We start from the raw sequence: 14,446 nt of genomic DNA on the forward strand, positions 1-14,446 counted from the left end.
GTGCGTATTGTTCGAACACATGCGTCGCGCGCATGGAAACTGAAATATCGCGTCGGTCATGACTGGAATTTATAGGCCCCGGGGTGATACAACCATCGTTATAAAATCATCGAAACATTCGGAAACCGCATGGATAAGATTCGTCATGTGCCGTCACTGCAGGCGCTGCAAGCGCTGGTGGAAGTCGCCGATTGCGGCAGCTTCACCCTGGCCGCAGCAAAGCTGTGCTTGACCCAAAGCGCAGTGAGCCGGCAGATTCAACAGCTGGAGAGTCACTTCAGCGTGCCGTTGTTCGTGCGCACCAGTCGCAGCCTGCGCCTGACCGCGGAAGGCGAGCAGGTGCTGGACACTGCTCGTGCCATTCTTGGGCAACTGAAAACCCTGGAGGAAAGGCTCGCTCCCCAGGAACGGCCGTTTCGCATTCGCATGCACGTGTCACTGGCGGTGCGCTGGTTGCTGCCGAAGTTGAGTGAGTTCTATCGGTGCCATCCGGAGGTTTCGCTGTCGATCGAAACGGTGGCCACCGAGGTGGTCGAGCCTGGCGCCGATAGCGACGCCTACATCCTTTACCTTGCGCAGCCATCAAGTGATCCGCAGTGCCTGACCCTGTTCGAGGAGGCGCTGGTGCCAGTGTGCGCGCCGGGGCTGGCGTGCCCGGACCGACCGCTGCAAGCCGTGGAAGACCTGGTGCATTTCACCCTGCTGCATCGCTCGTCGGACCGGCATGACTGGGTGCAATGGTTGACGGCCAATGGCGGCAGGTCGCTGGAGGACTACCGGCACATTCCCTTCAACCTTGATGAACTGGCACTGGATGCGGCAGCGCGGGGACTGGGTGTGGCCATGACGGACCTGACCCTGGCGGGCGAATCCGTCGATCGTGGGGTGTTGGTGATCCCCTTTGGCGAGCCATTGAAGACTCATGGCGTGTATGCGCTGAACCTGCAGCCCTCGGCGAGCGCACATCCGGCCTGCGGGCTAATCCTCGAGTGGTTTGCCCAGCAGGCCGATCAAGCGAAAAACGATCCTTGAAAACCTAGGTGCCGCCACCAATCCCTTCATTAGCCTGGGCAAACGCCGTCCCGGCTTCGCGCACCAGCTGGCGCCACTCGTGGCTGGTAATCAGCCCAGTGCGCTCCATCTCGTCGGCGGCCTTGAGCAGTTCATCGTACTGTTCTTCACAATCCATGCGAATCAGCGGTTCCTTGAGCAGTTGGTTCCAGGCCGCCATTGCTTGCTGCTTTCGATCATCGTTCATGGCCAGACTCCCAACGGTTGTTTCTGGTTGGGCGTCTGCTGTGGCCGGCGGTTCCTCAGTGCCGACATACGGCATTCATTCGAGGACACCGATTCTCGATCACCGGGATCGGTCGATGTTCAACTCTCAAACTGGTGATACACCTTGGCAATCACTTTCCAGGCGCCATCAATCTTGAGCAGCGTCAGGTAGTCGTTGTAGTCGGCGCCGATGGCATCGTGCTCCATGTCCACTCGCACCACAGCGGTAGTCGGGGTGATCGCCAGCACGTCGAGTCGGGTAGTGATCTGTGGGGCTGCGCCATTGTTCTCGACGAAATCGAACAAGTTGCTGATTGGGCCGCCGAGTAACCGGCCGTTGGTGAATCCGTACATCACTGCGTCTTTGTGGAACGCCTGCGCAACACCGTCAGCACTGCCTAAACGCAGCCCTTCGACGTATTGATTGGCGGTCGCGATGACAGCGTTGTATTCGGCGGTGGGTACTGCCTTGATATTCTTCGACATGGTTATTTCCTTTGCTTGAGGGCGAGGCAAAGCGCTTCGCCCGCGGTTGTGTCGCTGCGCAAATGCCTGTGGGAGCAACTGTGTGGCGTAACAACGCGACTCAGGCGTTGGCGGCGGGCCAGTCGGTGTAACCCTCGGCCCCGCCACCGTAGTAACTCTCCCGTGGCGCGATGGTCAGTTCGCGGCCATTACGCAGGCGCGCTACCAGGTCCGGGTTGGCAATGAACAAGCGGCCAAACGCTACTGCGTCAATCCGGCCTTGCGCCCGCCGCTGCACTGCCATCTCCAGGTCATAGTTGTTGTTGCCAATGAACGGTCCATCGAACCGCGCACTCAGAGCATCCAGATCCACGCCTTCGGGAACCGTGCGCGAGGTGGCGGTGGCGCCTTCGACAAAGTGCAGATAGGCCAGGTTGAACCGGTTGAGCTGCTCGATCAGGTAGCCATAGGTCGCCATGACGTTGCTGTCAGGCGGTGTATTGCCTGCGTCCGGGGTCACCGGCGAGAGACGAATGCCGACCCGGTCACTGCCCCAGATCGCCACCACGGCCTCGGTGACTTCGAGAGTCAGGCGCGTGCGGTTTTCGATGGAACCGCCGTACTGATCGGTGCGCTGGTTGGTGGAATCGCGCAGGAACTGATCGAGCAGATAGCTGTTGGCCGAGTGCACTTCAACCCCGTCAAACCCTGCCCGCTTTGCGCATTCGGCGGCGTGCCTGTACTGCTCGAGAATGCCTGGAATTTCCCCGGTCTCAAGCGCTCGCGGCATGGACACTTCGACCATGCCTTCGTTGGTATAGGTAGTGCCTTCGGCCTTGATGGCCGACGGAGCCACGGGCTGTGCCCCGTCCGGTTGCAGGTCAACATGGGAAAAGCGGCCGACGTGCCACAGCTGGCAAACGATCCGCCCGCCCGCCGCGTGTACCGCATCGGTGACTTTCTTCCAGCCCTGCACCTGTTCCTTGGTCCAGATGCCGGGAGTCATTGCATACCCACGGCCTTGCGCGCAGATGTTGGTAGCTTCGCTGATGAGCAGACCGGCACTGGCCCGCTGGGCGTAGTAAGTGGCATGCAACTCGTTGGGAACGCCGTCTTCACCCATACGGCTACGGGTGACAGGGGCCATGACAATTCGATTGGTAAGTTCGAACGCACCCATTTGTACAGGGGAAAACAGATCGGTTCGAAGGCTGTTGTCAGTCATCGGTATCTCCAGTTATTAGACCGGTCGTCTAGTAAATAATCGAAAAAAAAAGGACGAATCACACAATCATGCGATTCGTCATGCTCAAGGCGGTTTCAAACGGCTTGGTCGACTTGTTGACCTTGGCCAACAGTGAAGCGCCCAGCCACAGCTGATAGAGCGACTGCGCCAACTCGTGCGACTCCAGCGTCGCGGCTATCGAGCCGTCAGCCTTGCCCTTTTCGATACAGCCGCTGATTCGTTGAATGATCTGGTCCGTGCCCACCAGCAGTACGTTGCGCATGTCTTCGGAAAAGTCACACACCTCGGCACCCAGCTTGACCACCAGGCATTTTTCTTTCGGCACATCGGCACCTTGGGTTTCAGCCCAGTAGCGGAAATAGCCCACCAGGCGCTCGGCCGCATTGCCCTGGGCATTCATCAGCCCATCCACCCTGCCCAGGTACTCGGTGAAATACTCTTCAAGCAGCGCCTGGCCGAACTCTTCCTTGGACTTGAAGTAATGGTAAAACGAGCCTTTGGGTACGCCGGCAGTGGTCAGGACTTCCGTCAAGCCCACGGCGGTGTAGCCTTTGAACGTCATCAACGACTTCGCAACATCAATGATGTGCTGCCGCATATCCTGGATTGGTTTCTTCATAGGGGAAGCAGACTACAGCAAACTAGACCGGTCGTCTAGAGAAGTCCTTTTCTCTGAAAGAACTGGCCACAGACAGCTGCGTCATTGTCTTGTCACTTTGCGAACAGCTGGCTCATATCCTTGAAGGCCATGAATTCCAGGGCATTGCTGCAAGGGTCGAACAGGAACATGGTGGCCTGCTCGCCGACCTGCCCTTTGAAGCGAATGTAGGGCTCGATCACGAATTCGGTCCCGAACGACTTCAGGCGCTCAGCCAGTGCTTCCCACTGATCCCAGTTGAGAATGATGCCAAAGTGCGGAACGGGAACATCGTGCCCGTCGACCGGGTTGCTGTGGACACTCTCCTGGGAGGCAGTCTTGGGATGTTCATGGATGACCAACTGATGGCCATAGAAGTTGAAGTCGACCCACTGGCTGCTGGAACGACCTTCTTCTAGTCCGACTTTGCGTGAGGTGTGCGAGCTGGATGAACTGGACGCCATCGTCAAGCTGGTGGAAAACGGCGTCGGAGTCGCGCTGGTGCCGCAGACGGAAACCCTTCGGGAATGGCCCGCAGGTGTGCGGGCGCTGGACCTTGGCCTGCATACTTTTCATCGCGATATCGGGTTGGTCCACAGGTCTCGGCAAACGTTCACCGAGCCTGTGCGGATTTTGGTGCAGCTGATCACTGAGCAGGTCGCGGCCGGCGCTGAATGAACCAGGCCTTTGCTACACCGCAAGGCCAGCGCCGCTCGCGATAATCAATGGCACCCGCTGCCCTTCATCCTTAAGCGATTGGCGTTAACGATAACGCCGGCATTCAGGATAAACGCGCTGCCCTCAAATCCATCGCGAGCAAGCTCGCTCCTACAGTGGAAGTAGGTGCGGCTCTGTCAGGTATTTGCCCAGAAACCAGAGTGAATCAATGCGCAATACACACCGATTTCAACTCGGTGTACGCCTCGATCACCGCGCGACCGAACTCGCGGCCCATGCCCGATTGCTTGACCCCGCCGAATGGCATGGCCGGGTCGAGCAAGACGTGGGCGTTGACCCATACGGTGCCGGCTTCGATGCGCGGGACCAGGTTCATCGCCTTGCCCAGGTCATTGGTCCACAGGCTGGCGGCCAGGCCGTAGCGGTTGTCGTTGGCCAGGGCGATGACGGCGTCTTCATCGTCGAAGGGCATCACTCCCAGTACCGGACCGAACACTTCTTCCCTGGCCACCGTCATGCTGTGGTCGATGTCGGCGAGGATTGTCGGCTGCACGTAAAAGCCCTCGCCTTCCAGCAACTCACCGCCGCAGACCACCCGCGCGCCTTCCTGGCGAGCCAGTTCGATGTGCTTGAGCACGCCCTGCTGTTGCTTGCGCGACACCAGCGGGTTGATCGCTGCGTTACAGTTCATGCCCGCGCCGATCGGCATGGCTGACACGGCTGCTGCGAGACCTTCGACGAAGCGGTCGTGGATCGAGCGATGCACGTAAAAGCGCGAAGCCGCAGCGCAAACCTGGCCGTTGTTGAGCAGGCCGCCAAGGATCGCGCCCTGGATGGCTTTGTCGATGTCGGCATCGGCGAGCACGATCATCGGATTCTTGCCACCCAGCTCCAGGGCAAAGCGCGTCATGTTGGCCATGCACGCCACGCCAACACTTTTGCCCACCGCAGTGGACCCGGTGAAGGACACCTTGCTCACCAGCGGATGCGCGGTCAGTACGCCGCCCACCGAGGCGCCGCCACCGGTCACGACGTTAAACACGCCGGCCGGAATGCCTGCTTCCAGGGCCAGCTCAGCCAGGCGCATGGCGGTCAGCGGGGTTTCCATGGCCGGCTTGATGATTACTGTGCAGCCGGTGGCCAGCGCCGGCATGAGTTTCCAGGCAGCGATCAGCAGCGGGAAGTTCCACGGCACGATCCCGACCACGACACCGACCGGCTCGCGCTTGGTGAACGCGGTGAATTTGGCACCCGGTGGCAGCGGGATCGACACGTCGAACGTCTGGCCTTCGATCTTGGTGGCCCAGCCGGACATGTAGCGCATGAACTCCACGGTGGCGTTCAGATCCAGCCCGCGGGCCATGTTGATCGACTTGCCCTGGCTCAGGGTTTCCAGTTGCGCCAGCTCCTCGGCGTGTTCTTCCACCAGGCGGGTGAAGTTCAGCAGGATGCGTTCGCGATCTGCCGGACGCAGGCCCGACCACACGCCGGATTTAAACGCGGCATGGGACGACTGCACGGCTTGCTCGACGATTTCCAGTGGCGCATCAAGGGTCTCGCACAGGGTTTGCCCGGTGGCCGGGTTGATCACTGCGATGCCTTGTCCTTCGGCAAACACCCACTGGCCATCGATAAAGCAGCCATGCCGGCGCTCAAGAAAAGCAGCCACCTGCGGCAGAATTTCAACGTTGCTCATAAGTCACCTTTGGTTCAGACAAGTTGTCCGGCGCGCACACCGGCCGATTATTTTTGTTGTTTGAGGTAGCACACAACCGCCTGGCGATCGTCCGCCGAGGCCAGGCCCATGTAGGGCATGTAGGTGCCTGGCACGAAGGCCTGGGGTTGGGCGATCAGTTGCGCGATGTTCTCGGCCTGCCAGTCGATGTCTTTGCTGCGCATCGCCTGGGAATACCTGAAGCCATCCAGCGAACCGGATTTGCGTCCGACCACGCCAGCCAGGTTGGGCCCCATCATTCCGGTCATGCCCTTGGTCACCGAGTGGCAGACCGCACATTCATTGGCGAATACCTGGGCACCGTGGCCCTGGTCCGGCGCACAGTCGGCGGCCAGCGCAGCAATGGCCAGGGTGTATGAGAGCAGACCGATAAGGGGCAATCGCAGCGAGGTGAACATAGGAAAACGACCTTGAAATCCGCGCGCTCGCCGGTGGCGAACAGCATCACTGAGAATACCGGTACACGGGGCACCGGCAGGGTTGGTACGGATTGTCGATGGTCGTCGCCGTGGAGGATTTGCCCTGCGTGCCAGTCGTATTGGCGAGGCTGCCAAACCGGGCATTTTGGCAAGCACAGCCAACTCTTTGGCAACCACACAAAAGGCTTGAGAAATTCGTCGCCGTAGTATCGAAAAAGACCGCAACCCTGCGTTCAAGAACAAGAACGGATGCCACACGATGCCCAAGTCCCCCTTGCTTCGCCTCTCGACGCTCGCGCTGCTGATCAGCGCGGGCAATGCCGGCGCCCATGAGCTTTACGCCGATGACGACACCCATCTGAACGCCACCCTGGAAGCGGTCTTCGGCATTTTCCACAGCCAGGAAAACTATGCGCTGTCCGGCCGACTCGATCAGGGCTCGTCATCGTGGCGTGAGGGCTATATCAAATATGGCCTGAGCTTCGACCAGGGCCTGGCAGGCGCAGGCACGGCCTACGGCGCGGCGAACCTGCTCAGTTCCGGCACCTGGGGTGACGGTGATGCGGCAGGCTTCAGCGATGGTTCGGAGCGCACCACAAAGTTCGAAGACGCCTACCTCGGCTGGCGTTCGGGCAAGCTGTTCGAAGTGCTGGGCGAGGATGGCGTTGACCTGTCGTTCGGCCGGCAGAACATCGTGGTCGGCGACGGCTTCCTGATTAACGGCGACGCCCTGAACATCGGCAAGGGCTTGGCGGACGGTGAGTTCAACCGCGGGGGCGCCTACTGGCTGGCTGCGCGCAAAGCCTTCGACGAGACCGCCGTGTTGCGTGTGGGAGGCAAGGAAGGTTGGCGCAGTGACCTGATGTGGCTGAAATCCAACAATCGCGCGCAAGCGAAAACCGAGATGTACGTCGGCACCCTTGAGCACGTCAGTGAAGCCGGCACAGTGGGCCTGACTTACATCGACACCACCGATGTCGACGAGCAATACGCCTCGCCCCAGCAGCTCGAACGCGACGGCATGAAGACCTACAGCCTGCGGGCGCAAGGCAATGCAGGGGTGCCCAACCTGTTCCTCTCCGGCGAATACGCGAAGCAGGACAAACCCCACACCGCCACCGAAGACGCCTGGTACCTGGAAGCCGGCTGGACCTTCGCCGACGTGCCCTGGACGCCGTACGTTAGCTATCGCTACAGCAGGTTTTCGGAAGGTTATGACACGTTGTTCTATGGTTTCAGTCGCGGATTTGGCACCTGGTTCCAGGGTGAAGTGGCGGGTAACTATGCGGGTCCGTTCAACAGCAACTCACGAATCCAGAACGTGACGTTGAAGGTCGCGCCCCTGGAAAACTTGAGTGTCGGTGCGATGTATTTCAACTACGACACTATCGATCGCAATCTTGGCAATACCGATGGTCACGAGATCGACTTGTATGCCGAATGGCACATCAACGAGCACTTGACGGTGATGCCGTTGGTGGGTCTGTATCAGCCGGACAAGAGCGTTGAGCAAGGTGGTACGCAGCTCGGGAACAACGACAGGAACCTGTACAGCCAGGTGGTTTTTGCCACGACGTTTTGACCGGGATGGGAGCTGCGTAGGAGCTGCGTAGGAGCTGTCGAGAGAAACGAGGCTGCGATCTTTTGATGTTTAACAAAATCAAAAGATCGTCCGATCGCGGCCCGAGCCTTCGGCAGCTCCTACAGAGGGCGGCCGCTGGCACCTTCAACATGAATGTGACCGCCCCACCGCCATCGCGAGCAGGCTCACTCCTACAGGAGCGTCACCAACAATCCCTGTAGGAGTGAGCCTGCCCGCGATGAACGATAACGCGCACTCAGGCCTGGCTATAGCGCTTGCGATACGCCCCCGGCGACACGCCGAAGCGGGCTTTGAACGCCGAGGAAAAGTAGCTGGAATCGGAAAATCCCCAGGCATAACACAGCGCCGAAAGTTTCTGTTCGACCTGAGCATCACGCAGGTTCTGTGCGCAGAAATCCAGGCGTCGGTGCTTGATGTATTGCGCCACCACCAACCCGCGCTTGGAGAACATCCGGTACAAGCCACGCACCGATATCCCTACGTCCTGGGCAATCGACTCCGGGCACAGCTCTTCGGTGCTGATGTGCTCGTCGATGTAGGCAATGATCTTGCGAAACTGCCGTTCGTGGGCATCGCCGCCGCTGTCGCGGGCGCTGATGCCCGGCAACAACAGGCTGGCCAGCGCATCCAGCACCGCCTCGCTTTCCTGCATGTCCAGGCCATCCTGCTGACGGGTTTCCAGCACCAGCCGGTTGGCCATTGCCGCCAGTGGCGTGCCGGCGGCGATGCGCGTGGCGCAGTTGAGGCCGCTGAAATGCGAGCCGCGCTCCACCACCTGGCGCGGCAGGATCAGTGACAATTGCCGGGAATCTTCGTGGTAGGTCATGTCGCTCGGGCGGCTGGCATCGATCAGGGCGATGTCGCCTGTGGCCAGGAGCGCACGATTGTCGCCCTGCTCCAGTTGCGAGCTGCCACGCATCTGGAACACCGCGTAGTAATGCCTATCACTGCTGGCGCTGACGTCCTTGCTGGTGCGATACAGGTGCACGTGGGCCATGTCGGCGACACTGAGGTTGATGGCGCCACTGCGAAACTCCGCCAGCTCGCCATAAAAATCGCGGTCCAGCGCCCGTGCATCGAAACGCCCGCAAGCCTGGTTGACCTGGCTCAACCAATGTTCGAACGCCTCGTTGCGAACCGTCGAAGAACTCATCATCACTGCAAAGCCTCACGTATTTATTATTTTTCGACCGCTTCGTCGAGCGGTTCGGCAAATGTTCGCACCTGGCCGTGCCCCTCCCTTGACTGCCGCCGGATCGTCATTCTTCAGGCTCCCGCGCGGCCTTGCCAGCGTTGTTTAGGGTTGACGCGCCACTACCAGACGAGCGGAAACGCCAGGCAAACCCGCGCATAACCTTCCCCGTCGGAGAATTTTTACTCGTTCGCCAGGCATTTGCCAATGACTGGCACAGACACACAAGCACTTGGCAGCCACAGCAATTCTCCGGTTTGCCCGGCAAGGCAGAATCGAACTGCAAAAATCTGCCTCTGCACCCGCGATTCGCGTGAACAATAATTCAGGGAGTTCCCCCTAATGCGAGCCACCAGGATCACCGTACAGTCAGCGCTGAGTCTCAGCCTGCTAGTACTCGGTTTGAACAATGCCAGCGCCGACCTGCCCGCTGACACGATCGGCCAGACCGTTCTGGCCTTTCCGCCGGAAGCCCACCGCACGTTTATCGTCGACGTCGAATTCGAGAGTTTCGTGGCGGGCCGCGTCACCGTGGTCGACCCGGATAAAAAACGCATCCTTGGCATGGTGCCAACCGGTTTTGCCGCGCCCTCGACGCTAAGCCACGATCAGAAAACCCTGTACAGCGCCGACATCTTCTATTCCCGTGGTACCCGCGGCACCCGCACTGACGTGCTGACCGCCTGGGACAGTTCGACCCTGGCGCCCGCTTGGGAATTGCTGATTCCGACCAAGCGTGCCGAGTCGCTGACCCAGCGCTACGGGCTGAAAACCAGCGGCGATGACCGCTTCGTCTACGTCTACAACTTCACCCCGTCGACCTCGGTGACGGTGGTCGACACCCAGGCCAAAGCCGTTACCTCGGAGATCGCCATCCCCGGTTGCGTGCTCAACTATCCGGTGGGCAATCGCCGCTTCGCCTCGCTGTGCGGCGACGGCAGCCTGCAGGTAGTCACGCTGAATGACCAGGGTCTGGAAACTGCGCGCAGTCGCACGCCGTTCTTCGACCCCAACGCGGAAAAACTGGTCGAGCGCGCGGTGAACGTGGGTGATACCTACTACTTCACCACCACGACTGGCACCGTGCGCCCGGTAGATTTCGCCGCCGATGCGCCGAAGATCCTGCCGTCCTGGTCGCTGACCACTGACGAGGAAAAGAAGGCCGGCTGGGCACCCGGTGGCTGGCAGCTGCTGGCGGTGGCGCCGAAATTGAACCGCTTGTACGTGCTGATGCACGACGCCCATGAGCCGATGAAGTGGGAAGACCCCAGCCCTCTGATCTGGGCGTTCGACCTGAAGACCGGGAAGAAAATCGCGACCCTGGAAGCACCGGTTCCGGTGTGGAGCATGCAGGCGACCGGCGACGACAATCCGCTGTTGCTCGGCACTGATGTTGAAGGCGGCTTGCAGATCTTCGACCTCAAGACCAACAAGCTCACCGGCAGCATGGCGAAAGTCGCGAAGACCGCGACCCAGGTCATGAGCTACTAACGAGGTTCGGCCATGTCTATCGATCCGATCTTTATCATTGCCAGCGCACTGGCCATCGCCGTGCTGTTGGCCAGCGCCGCGACCCACAAGTTGCGCGCGCCGGCACGTTTTAACCAACAGCTGGCGGATTACCAGTTACTGCCCGACGCCCTGGTGCGTCCTGCGTCCCGAGTGATCCCGTTGCTGGAACTGGTGATTGCGTTCGCGCTGCTGGTGCCGATCAGCCGTTCGTGGGCAGCGCTGGCTGCCGCCGGCCTGATCGCGCTGTACGCCAGCGCCATCGGCATCAACCTGTGGCGCGGTCGGCGCGACATCGACTGCGGTTGTGCCGGGCCGGACCAGGCGCAGCCGTTGCGCCCGGTGCTGCTGCTGCGCAACAGCGTGCTGATCAGCCTGGCGCTGCTCGCCAGCCTCGCGCCGCTCGCCCGTGACCTGCATGTCTTCGACGGCTTTGTGACCATCGCCGCCAGCGCCGTGGCGCTGCTGATTTACGCCGCAGCCGATGGCTTGCTGGCGAACTCCCCTCTTCTGCTCAAACTGATTGGTAGGTGATCAATGGACGGCTTAATCGTTTCCAACGCGTTGCTCTGGATTTTGCTTTTGGCCCTGGCATTCGCCGTGATGGGTCTGGTTCGGCAAATTGGCGTGCTGCACGGGCGGATTGCGCCGGCCGGTGCGCTGATGGTTGATAAAGGCGTGGCCGTGAACGAGGCTGCACCGCAAGTCACCGCGTCCGATCGTAATGGTCGTCCGGTGAACTTCGGCTACGCCAGCGAGAAATCCCAGCTGCTGTTCTTCCTCTCGCCGACCTGCCCGATCTGCAAGTCGCTGCTGCCGGCGATCAAGTCGATTGCCAGGGAACAGGCGGATCGTCTGGACGTGGTGTTCATCAGCGACGGCGACATGGACGCCCAGCAGGCGCTGATCCGCGAACACAAACTGGATGACGTTACCTACGTGGTCGGCCCGGAAGTGGGCATGACCTACCAGATCGGCAAGCTGCCGTATGCCGCGCTGATCGACAAGACCGGCACCCTGCGCGCCAAAGGCCTGGTCAATTCCCGCGAGCACCTGGACAGCCTGTTCGAAGTCGAGCACCTGAAAAGCGCGACGCTGCAGGAATACCTGAACAGCCAGCCGCGTCCCCATGCGCATGACCACAGCCACGGCCATAGCCACTGATAAGGCAGGGAGACTGTTATGAAATTGCTGGATCTGTTGTTCGAACGTTCTTCGCGCCGCGTTGCTGACACCACCTCGCGCCGCAAACTGCTGGCACGCATGGGCTCGCTGATGGTGGCCGGTGCCGCGTTGCCGCTGCTGCTGCCGCTGGATCGCACCAGCAAGGCGCTGGCCGCCGATAACCCGAGAGCCGGTGACCCAGGTGATCCAAACAGCTGCGACTACTGGCGCTACTGTTCCATCGACGGCTTCCTGTGCAGCTGCTGCGGCGGTTCGGTGACGTCCTGCCCGCCAGGCACCGAAGCCTCGCAAGTGACCTGGATCGGCACCTGCCGCAACCCGGCCGACAACAAGGACTACATCATTTCGTACAACGATTGCTGCGGCAAACAAAGCTGCGCACAGTGCGCCTGCACCCGTAACGACAGTGAAGAGCCGGCGTACCGCCCGTTCAATAACAACGACGTGAACTGGTGCCTGGCCGCCAAATCGCACATCTATCACTGCACCGTTTCGATCATCCGCGGCGTCGCCGTTTAACGCGCCCCTTGTAGCAGTTGGCGAAGCCTGTGGGAACAAAGCTTGCTCGCGATTACGATGTGTCAGCCACCATCAATATTGAATGTAGGCCCCCAATCGCGAGCAAGCTTTGCTCCCACAGGCTTCGCCAGCTGCTACATAAACAACCGTGATTTTTTGCGGAGGTATTTGTTGATGCACAGGTTGCTCATCCTCGCTCTCGTCTGCGCCATGACCGCCCCGCTCGTTCATGCCCGGGCCATCCCCAACCCGGCGCAGCGCCACGCGCCGGGCAACGAAGACCTGCAAAAACCCATCGCTGAAGCCGGTTACAGCGTCGGTGTGAACTACCAGTTGCAATGCGCCGGTTGCCACCTGGGCAACGGCATGGGCTCCCCCGCCAACGACACGCCACGCATGACCGGCTTCGTCGGCAATTTTCTCAAGGTGCCGGGTGGTCGCGAGTTTCTCGTGCGAGTGCCGGGCATGTCACAGTCGGCATTGAACAATGCGCAGCTGTCCGACCTGCTCAACTGGCTGCTGCGCGAAGACGGTATGGCCGGCAACAGCATGCCCGCCAACTACCAGCCGTACAGCGCTGAAGAAGTTACGCAGCTGCGCGCCACCACCATGCTCAATCTCCCAGGCGCCCGCGCCGAGCTGATCAAGGCGATGCGCGCACAGGGCATCGCGATTGAAGACGGGATGAGCAACTGAGCTACTTGGGTTGCGCCACCGTGCGCAGGTAAGGTTTCACAGTTTTAAAACCATCCGGATACTTCTTCTTCGCGTCTTCATCAGACACCGAGGTCGGGATGATCACGTCCTGGCCCGGGCGCCAGTTCACCGGAGTGGCCACGGTGTGCTTGGCATTGAGCTGGATCGCGTCGAGCAGGCGCAGCACTTCATCGAAGTTGCGCCCGGCACTCATCGGGTAGATCAGCATGGCCTTGATCTTTTTGTCCGGACCGATAATGAACACCGAGCGTACGGTAGCGTTGTCCACGGCAGTGCGCGTGCCGCCGCTGGCATTGGGGTGGATCATGTCGTAGAGCTTGGCCACCACCAGGTTTTCGTCACCGATCATGGGGTAATTGACCGCGTGGCCCTGGGTTTCCTCGATGTCCTTGGCCCAGCTTTGATGGTTGCCGACCGGATCGACGCTGAGCCCGACGATCTTGGTGTTGCGCTTGTCGAACTCCGGCTTGAGCCCGGCCATGTAACCCAGTTCGGTGGTGCACACCGGGGTGAAGTCCTTGGGATGGGAAAACAGAATGGCCCACTGATCGCCGATCCATTCATGGAAGTGCAGCGTGCCCTCGGTGCTCTCGACCGTGAAATCCGGTGCTTCGTCGCCGATACGGATGCTCATGTGCGTTCTCCTCGCTGTGAAGGGTAGGAAACTGCTGGGACGGGTCAGTATAGGAGACGGTTCGGGACATTGATTCTGCTGCGCTGCACAAATCGTGTGGACGGCCCTGACCCTGTAGGAGCTGCCGCAGGCTGCGATCTTTTGATTGTCAGGATCAAAAGATCGCAGCCTCGTTTCACTCGACAGCTCCTACAGGGATCCATGCGATTTCAAGAATGGTGTTCACCTGCGCGCCAGCTTGTACCGCACACAATCCTCATAAAAACCCTGGCGAATCGCCGCTGGCTTGATCCGCGACGGGCTGTCGTAGGTCTGCTCGGTGATGCCCATGGCCATCATGCGCATCCATGGCTTGGTGAACCTGTAGGTTTGCAGTTTCTGCCGCGCCGCATACAGGGAAACCCCTGCCAGCTTCAATTCCTGGGCTTTCGCCGCAGTCCCCGCGCCCCAGCTGCACATATAACGATCATGCGTCTCCAGCTCCTTGGCTTCGGCCATCGTCGCCAAGCTGGCCAGCCCGCACGACATTAACGCGATCATCACATTGCGCATTTACATTGGACCCTAACAATCTGTAATTAAATTGATTTTGATCAAATGTTGCAGCTTTCGGGGCCAGTAAAATGCCT

Annotated in this window: 16 protein-coding genes and 2 pseudogenes; 8 read left to right on the plus strand and 10 right to left on the minus strand. The window is 60.2% G+C overall.

Going from position 1 to position 14,446, the window contains the following annotated elements:
- Positions 1-129: 129 nt before the first annotated feature.
- The gene (locus tag ACYZTK_RS04665; RefSeq protein ID WP_462013366.1) at positions 130-1,032 is read left to right on the plus strand and encodes a LysR family transcriptional regulator; all 903 of its coding nucleotides are present in this window, start codon (positions 130-132) and stop codon (positions 1,030-1,032) included.
- Positions 1,033-1,036: 4 nt separating this feature from the next.
- Here the strand turns inward: ACYZTK_RS04665 and ACYZTK_RS04670 are convergent, their stop codons facing one another.
- From ACYZTK_RS04670 to ACYZTK_RS04690, 5 genes and pseudogenes are all read right to left on the minus strand, one after another.
- Entirely contained in the window at positions 1,037-1,258 is a 222-nt protein-coding gene (locus ACYZTK_RS04670; RefSeq protein ID WP_462013367.1) for a hypothetical protein, read from the minus strand.
- A gap of 119 nt (positions 1,259-1,377) precedes the next feature.
- The gene (locus ACYZTK_RS04675) at positions 1,378-1,764 is read right to left on the minus strand and encodes a nuclear transport factor 2 family protein (RefSeq protein WP_462013368.1); all 387 of its coding nucleotides are present in this window, start codon (positions 1,762-1,764) and stop codon (positions 1,378-1,380) included.
- Between the two features lie 100 nt (positions 1,765-1,864).
- Positions 1,865-2,968, minus strand: a complete 1,104-nt coding sequence (locus tag ACYZTK_RS04680) for an alkene reductase (RefSeq protein ID WP_462013369.1) — start codon at positions 2,966-2,968, stop codon at positions 1,865-1,867.
- Between the two features lie 58 nt (positions 2,969-3,026).
- Positions 3,027-3,608 carry a TetR/AcrR family transcriptional regulator gene (locus tag ACYZTK_RS04685; protein ID WP_462013370.1) on the minus strand — a complete coding sequence of 194 codons (582 nt, stop codon included), beginning with the start codon at positions 3,606-3,608 and terminating at the stop codon, positions 3,027-3,029.
- A gap of 92 nt (positions 3,609-3,700) precedes the next feature.
- Positions 3,701-4,048: pseudogene (locus tag ACYZTK_RS04690) on the minus strand (VOC family protein); the annotation flags it as partial.
- 1 nt (position 4,049) lies between these two features.
- Between ACYZTK_RS04690 and ACYZTK_RS04695 the strand changes: the two are divergent.
- Positions 4,050-4,304, plus strand: a pseudogene (locus ACYZTK_RS04695) (LysR substrate-binding domain-containing protein); the annotation flags it as partial.
- 205 nt (positions 4,305-4,509) lie between these two features.
- Here the strand turns inward: ACYZTK_RS04695 and ACYZTK_RS04700 are convergent.
- Positions 4,510-6,000 carry an aldehyde dehydrogenase family protein gene (locus ACYZTK_RS04700; RefSeq protein ID WP_462013372.1) on the minus strand — a complete coding sequence of 497 codons (1,491 nt, stop codon included), beginning with the start codon at positions 5,998-6,000 and terminating at the stop codon, positions 4,510-4,512.
- Between the two features lie 47 nt (positions 6,001-6,047).
- On the minus strand, positions 6,048-6,437 hold the full coding sequence (locus ACYZTK_RS04705; protein ID WP_462013373.1) for a c-type cytochrome: 390 nt from the start codon (positions 6,435-6,437) through the stop codon (positions 6,048-6,050).
- A 280-nt stretch (positions 6,438-6,717) separates the two neighbouring features.
- Here ACYZTK_RS04705 and ACYZTK_RS04710 point away from each other — a divergent pair, with 280 nt between their 5' ends.
- Positions 6,718-8,040, plus strand: a complete 1,323-nt coding sequence (locus tag ACYZTK_RS04710) for an alginate export family protein (protein ID WP_462013374.1) — start codon at positions 6,718-6,720, stop codon at positions 8,038-8,040.
- 256 nt (positions 8,041-8,296) lie between these two features.
- Here ACYZTK_RS04710 and feaR read toward each other — a convergent pair whose 3' ends face one another.
- Positions 8,297-9,217 (minus strand): transcriptional regulator FeaR, encoded by a 921-nt coding sequence (gene feaR / locus ACYZTK_RS04715; protein ID WP_462013375.1) that lies wholly within the window; start codon positions 9,215-9,217, stop codon positions 8,297-8,299.
- A 378-nt stretch (positions 9,218-9,595) separates the two neighbouring features.
- Between feaR and ACYZTK_RS04720 the strand changes: the two genes are divergently transcribed.
- The 5 genes from ACYZTK_RS04720 to ACYZTK_RS04740 all read left to right on the plus strand — a co-directional run bounded on the left by ACYZTK_RS04720 (position 9,596) and on the right by ACYZTK_RS04740 (position 13,162).
- Positions 9,596-10,744 carry an amine dehydrogenase large subunit gene (locus ACYZTK_RS04720; RefSeq protein WP_462013376.1) on the plus strand — a complete coding sequence of 383 codons (1,149 nt, stop codon included), beginning with the start codon at positions 9,596-9,598 and terminating at the stop codon, positions 10,742-10,744.
- 12 nt (positions 10,745-10,756) lie between these two features.
- Positions 10,757-11,296: a MauE/DoxX family redox-associated membrane protein gene (locus ACYZTK_RS04725; RefSeq protein WP_462013377.1), complete on the plus strand. Its 540-nt coding sequence runs from the start codon at positions 10,757-10,759 to the stop codon at positions 11,294-11,296.
- A gap of 3 nt (positions 11,297-11,299) precedes the next feature.
- A complete protein-coding gene (gene mauD / locus ACYZTK_RS04730; protein ID WP_462013378.1) occupies positions 11,300-11,926 on the plus strand; it encodes a methylamine dehydrogenase accessory protein MauD in 627 nt (208 codons plus the stop codon).
- Between the two features lie 18 nt (positions 11,927-11,944).
- A complete protein-coding gene (locus tag ACYZTK_RS04735) occupies positions 11,945-12,466 on the plus strand; it encodes a methylamine dehydrogenase light chain (protein ID WP_462013379.1) in 522 nt (173 codons plus the stop codon).
- A 174-nt stretch (positions 12,467-12,640) separates the two neighbouring features.
- Positions 12,641-13,162 (plus strand): cytochrome C, encoded by a 522-nt coding sequence (locus ACYZTK_RS04740; RefSeq protein WP_462013380.1) that lies wholly within the window; start codon positions 12,641-12,643, stop codon positions 13,160-13,162.
- A gap of 1 nt (position 13,163) precedes the next feature.
- Here the strand turns inward: ACYZTK_RS04740 and ACYZTK_RS04745 are convergent, their stop codons facing one another.
- Together ACYZTK_RS04745 and ACYZTK_RS04750 are read right to left on the minus strand one after the other, a co-directional pair.
- On the minus strand, positions 13,164-13,817 hold the full coding sequence (locus ACYZTK_RS04745; RefSeq protein WP_462013381.1) for a peroxiredoxin: 654 nt from the start codon (positions 13,815-13,817) through the stop codon (positions 13,164-13,166).
- Positions 13,818-14,039: 222 nt separating this feature from the next.
- Complete coding sequence (locus ACYZTK_RS04750) at positions 14,040-14,369, minus strand: hypothetical protein (RefSeq protein WP_462013382.1); 330 nt, start codon at positions 14,367-14,369, stop codon at positions 14,040-14,042.
- Positions 14,370-14,446 lie beyond the last annotated feature (77 nt).

The organism is Pseudomonas sp. LB3P31 (assembly GCF_054897945.1).

Excerpts from the sequence above, each read along its gene's own strand:
- ACYZTK_RS04705 (WP_462013373.1), bottom strand. The coding sequence starts at position 6,437 with ATGTTCACCTCGCTGCGATTGCCCCTTATCGGTCTGCTCTCATACACC.
- ACYZTK_RS04750 (WP_462013382.1), bottom strand. The coding sequence starts at position 14,369 with ATGCGCAATGTGATGATCGCGTTAATGTCGTGCGGGCTGGCCAGCTTG.
- ACYZTK_RS04710 (WP_462013374.1), top strand. The coding sequence starts at position 6,718 with ATGCCCAAGTCCCCCTTGCTTCGCCTCTCGACGCTCGCGCTGCTGATC.
- ACYZTK_RS04680 (WP_462013369.1), bottom strand. The coding sequence starts at position 2,968 with ATGACTGACAACAGCCTTCGAACCGATCTGTTTTCCCCTGTACAAATG.
- mauD (WP_462013378.1), top strand. The coding sequence starts at position 11,300 with ATGGACGGCTTAATCGTTTCCAACGCGTTGCTCTGGATTTTGCTTTTG.
- ACYZTK_RS04745 (WP_462013381.1), bottom strand. The coding sequence starts at position 13,817 with ATGAGCATCCGTATCGGCGACGAAGCACCGGATTTCACGGTCGAGAGC.
- ACYZTK_RS04720 (WP_462013376.1), top strand. The coding sequence starts at position 9,596 with ATGCGAGCCACCAGGATCACCGTACAGTCAGCGCTGAGTCTCAGCCTG.
- ACYZTK_RS04735 (WP_462013379.1), top strand. The coding sequence starts at position 11,945 with ATGAAATTGCTGGATCTGTTGTTCGAACGTTCTTCGCGCCGCGTTGCT.
- ACYZTK_RS04685 (WP_462013370.1), bottom strand. The coding sequence starts at position 3,608 with ATGAAGAAACCAATCCAGGATATGCGGCAGCACATCATTGATGTTGCG.
- feaR (WP_462013375.1), bottom strand. The coding sequence starts at position 9,217 with ATGATGAGTTCTTCGACGGTTCGCAACGAGGCGTTCGAACATTGGTTG.
- ACYZTK_RS04665 (WP_462013366.1), top strand. The coding sequence starts at position 130 with ATGGATAAGATTCGTCATGTGCCGTCACTGCAGGCGCTGCAAGCGCTG.
- ACYZTK_RS04725 (WP_462013377.1), top strand. The coding sequence starts at position 10,757 with ATGTCTATCGATCCGATCTTTATCATTGCCAGCGCACTGGCCATCGCC.
- ACYZTK_RS04675 (WP_462013368.1), bottom strand. The coding sequence starts at position 1,764 with ATGTCGAAGAATATCAAGGCAGTACCCACCGCCGAATACAACGCTGTC.
- ACYZTK_RS04740 (WP_462013380.1), top strand. The coding sequence starts at position 12,641 with ATGCACAGGTTGCTCATCCTCGCTCTCGTCTGCGCCATGACCGCCCCG.
- ACYZTK_RS04700 (WP_462013372.1), bottom strand. The coding sequence starts at position 6,000 with ATGAGCAACGTTGAAATTCTGCCGCAGGTGGCTGCTTTTCTTGAGCGC.
- ACYZTK_RS04670 (WP_462013367.1), bottom strand. The coding sequence starts at position 1,258 with ATGAACGATGATCGAAAGCAGCAAGCAATGGCGGCCTGGAACCAACTG.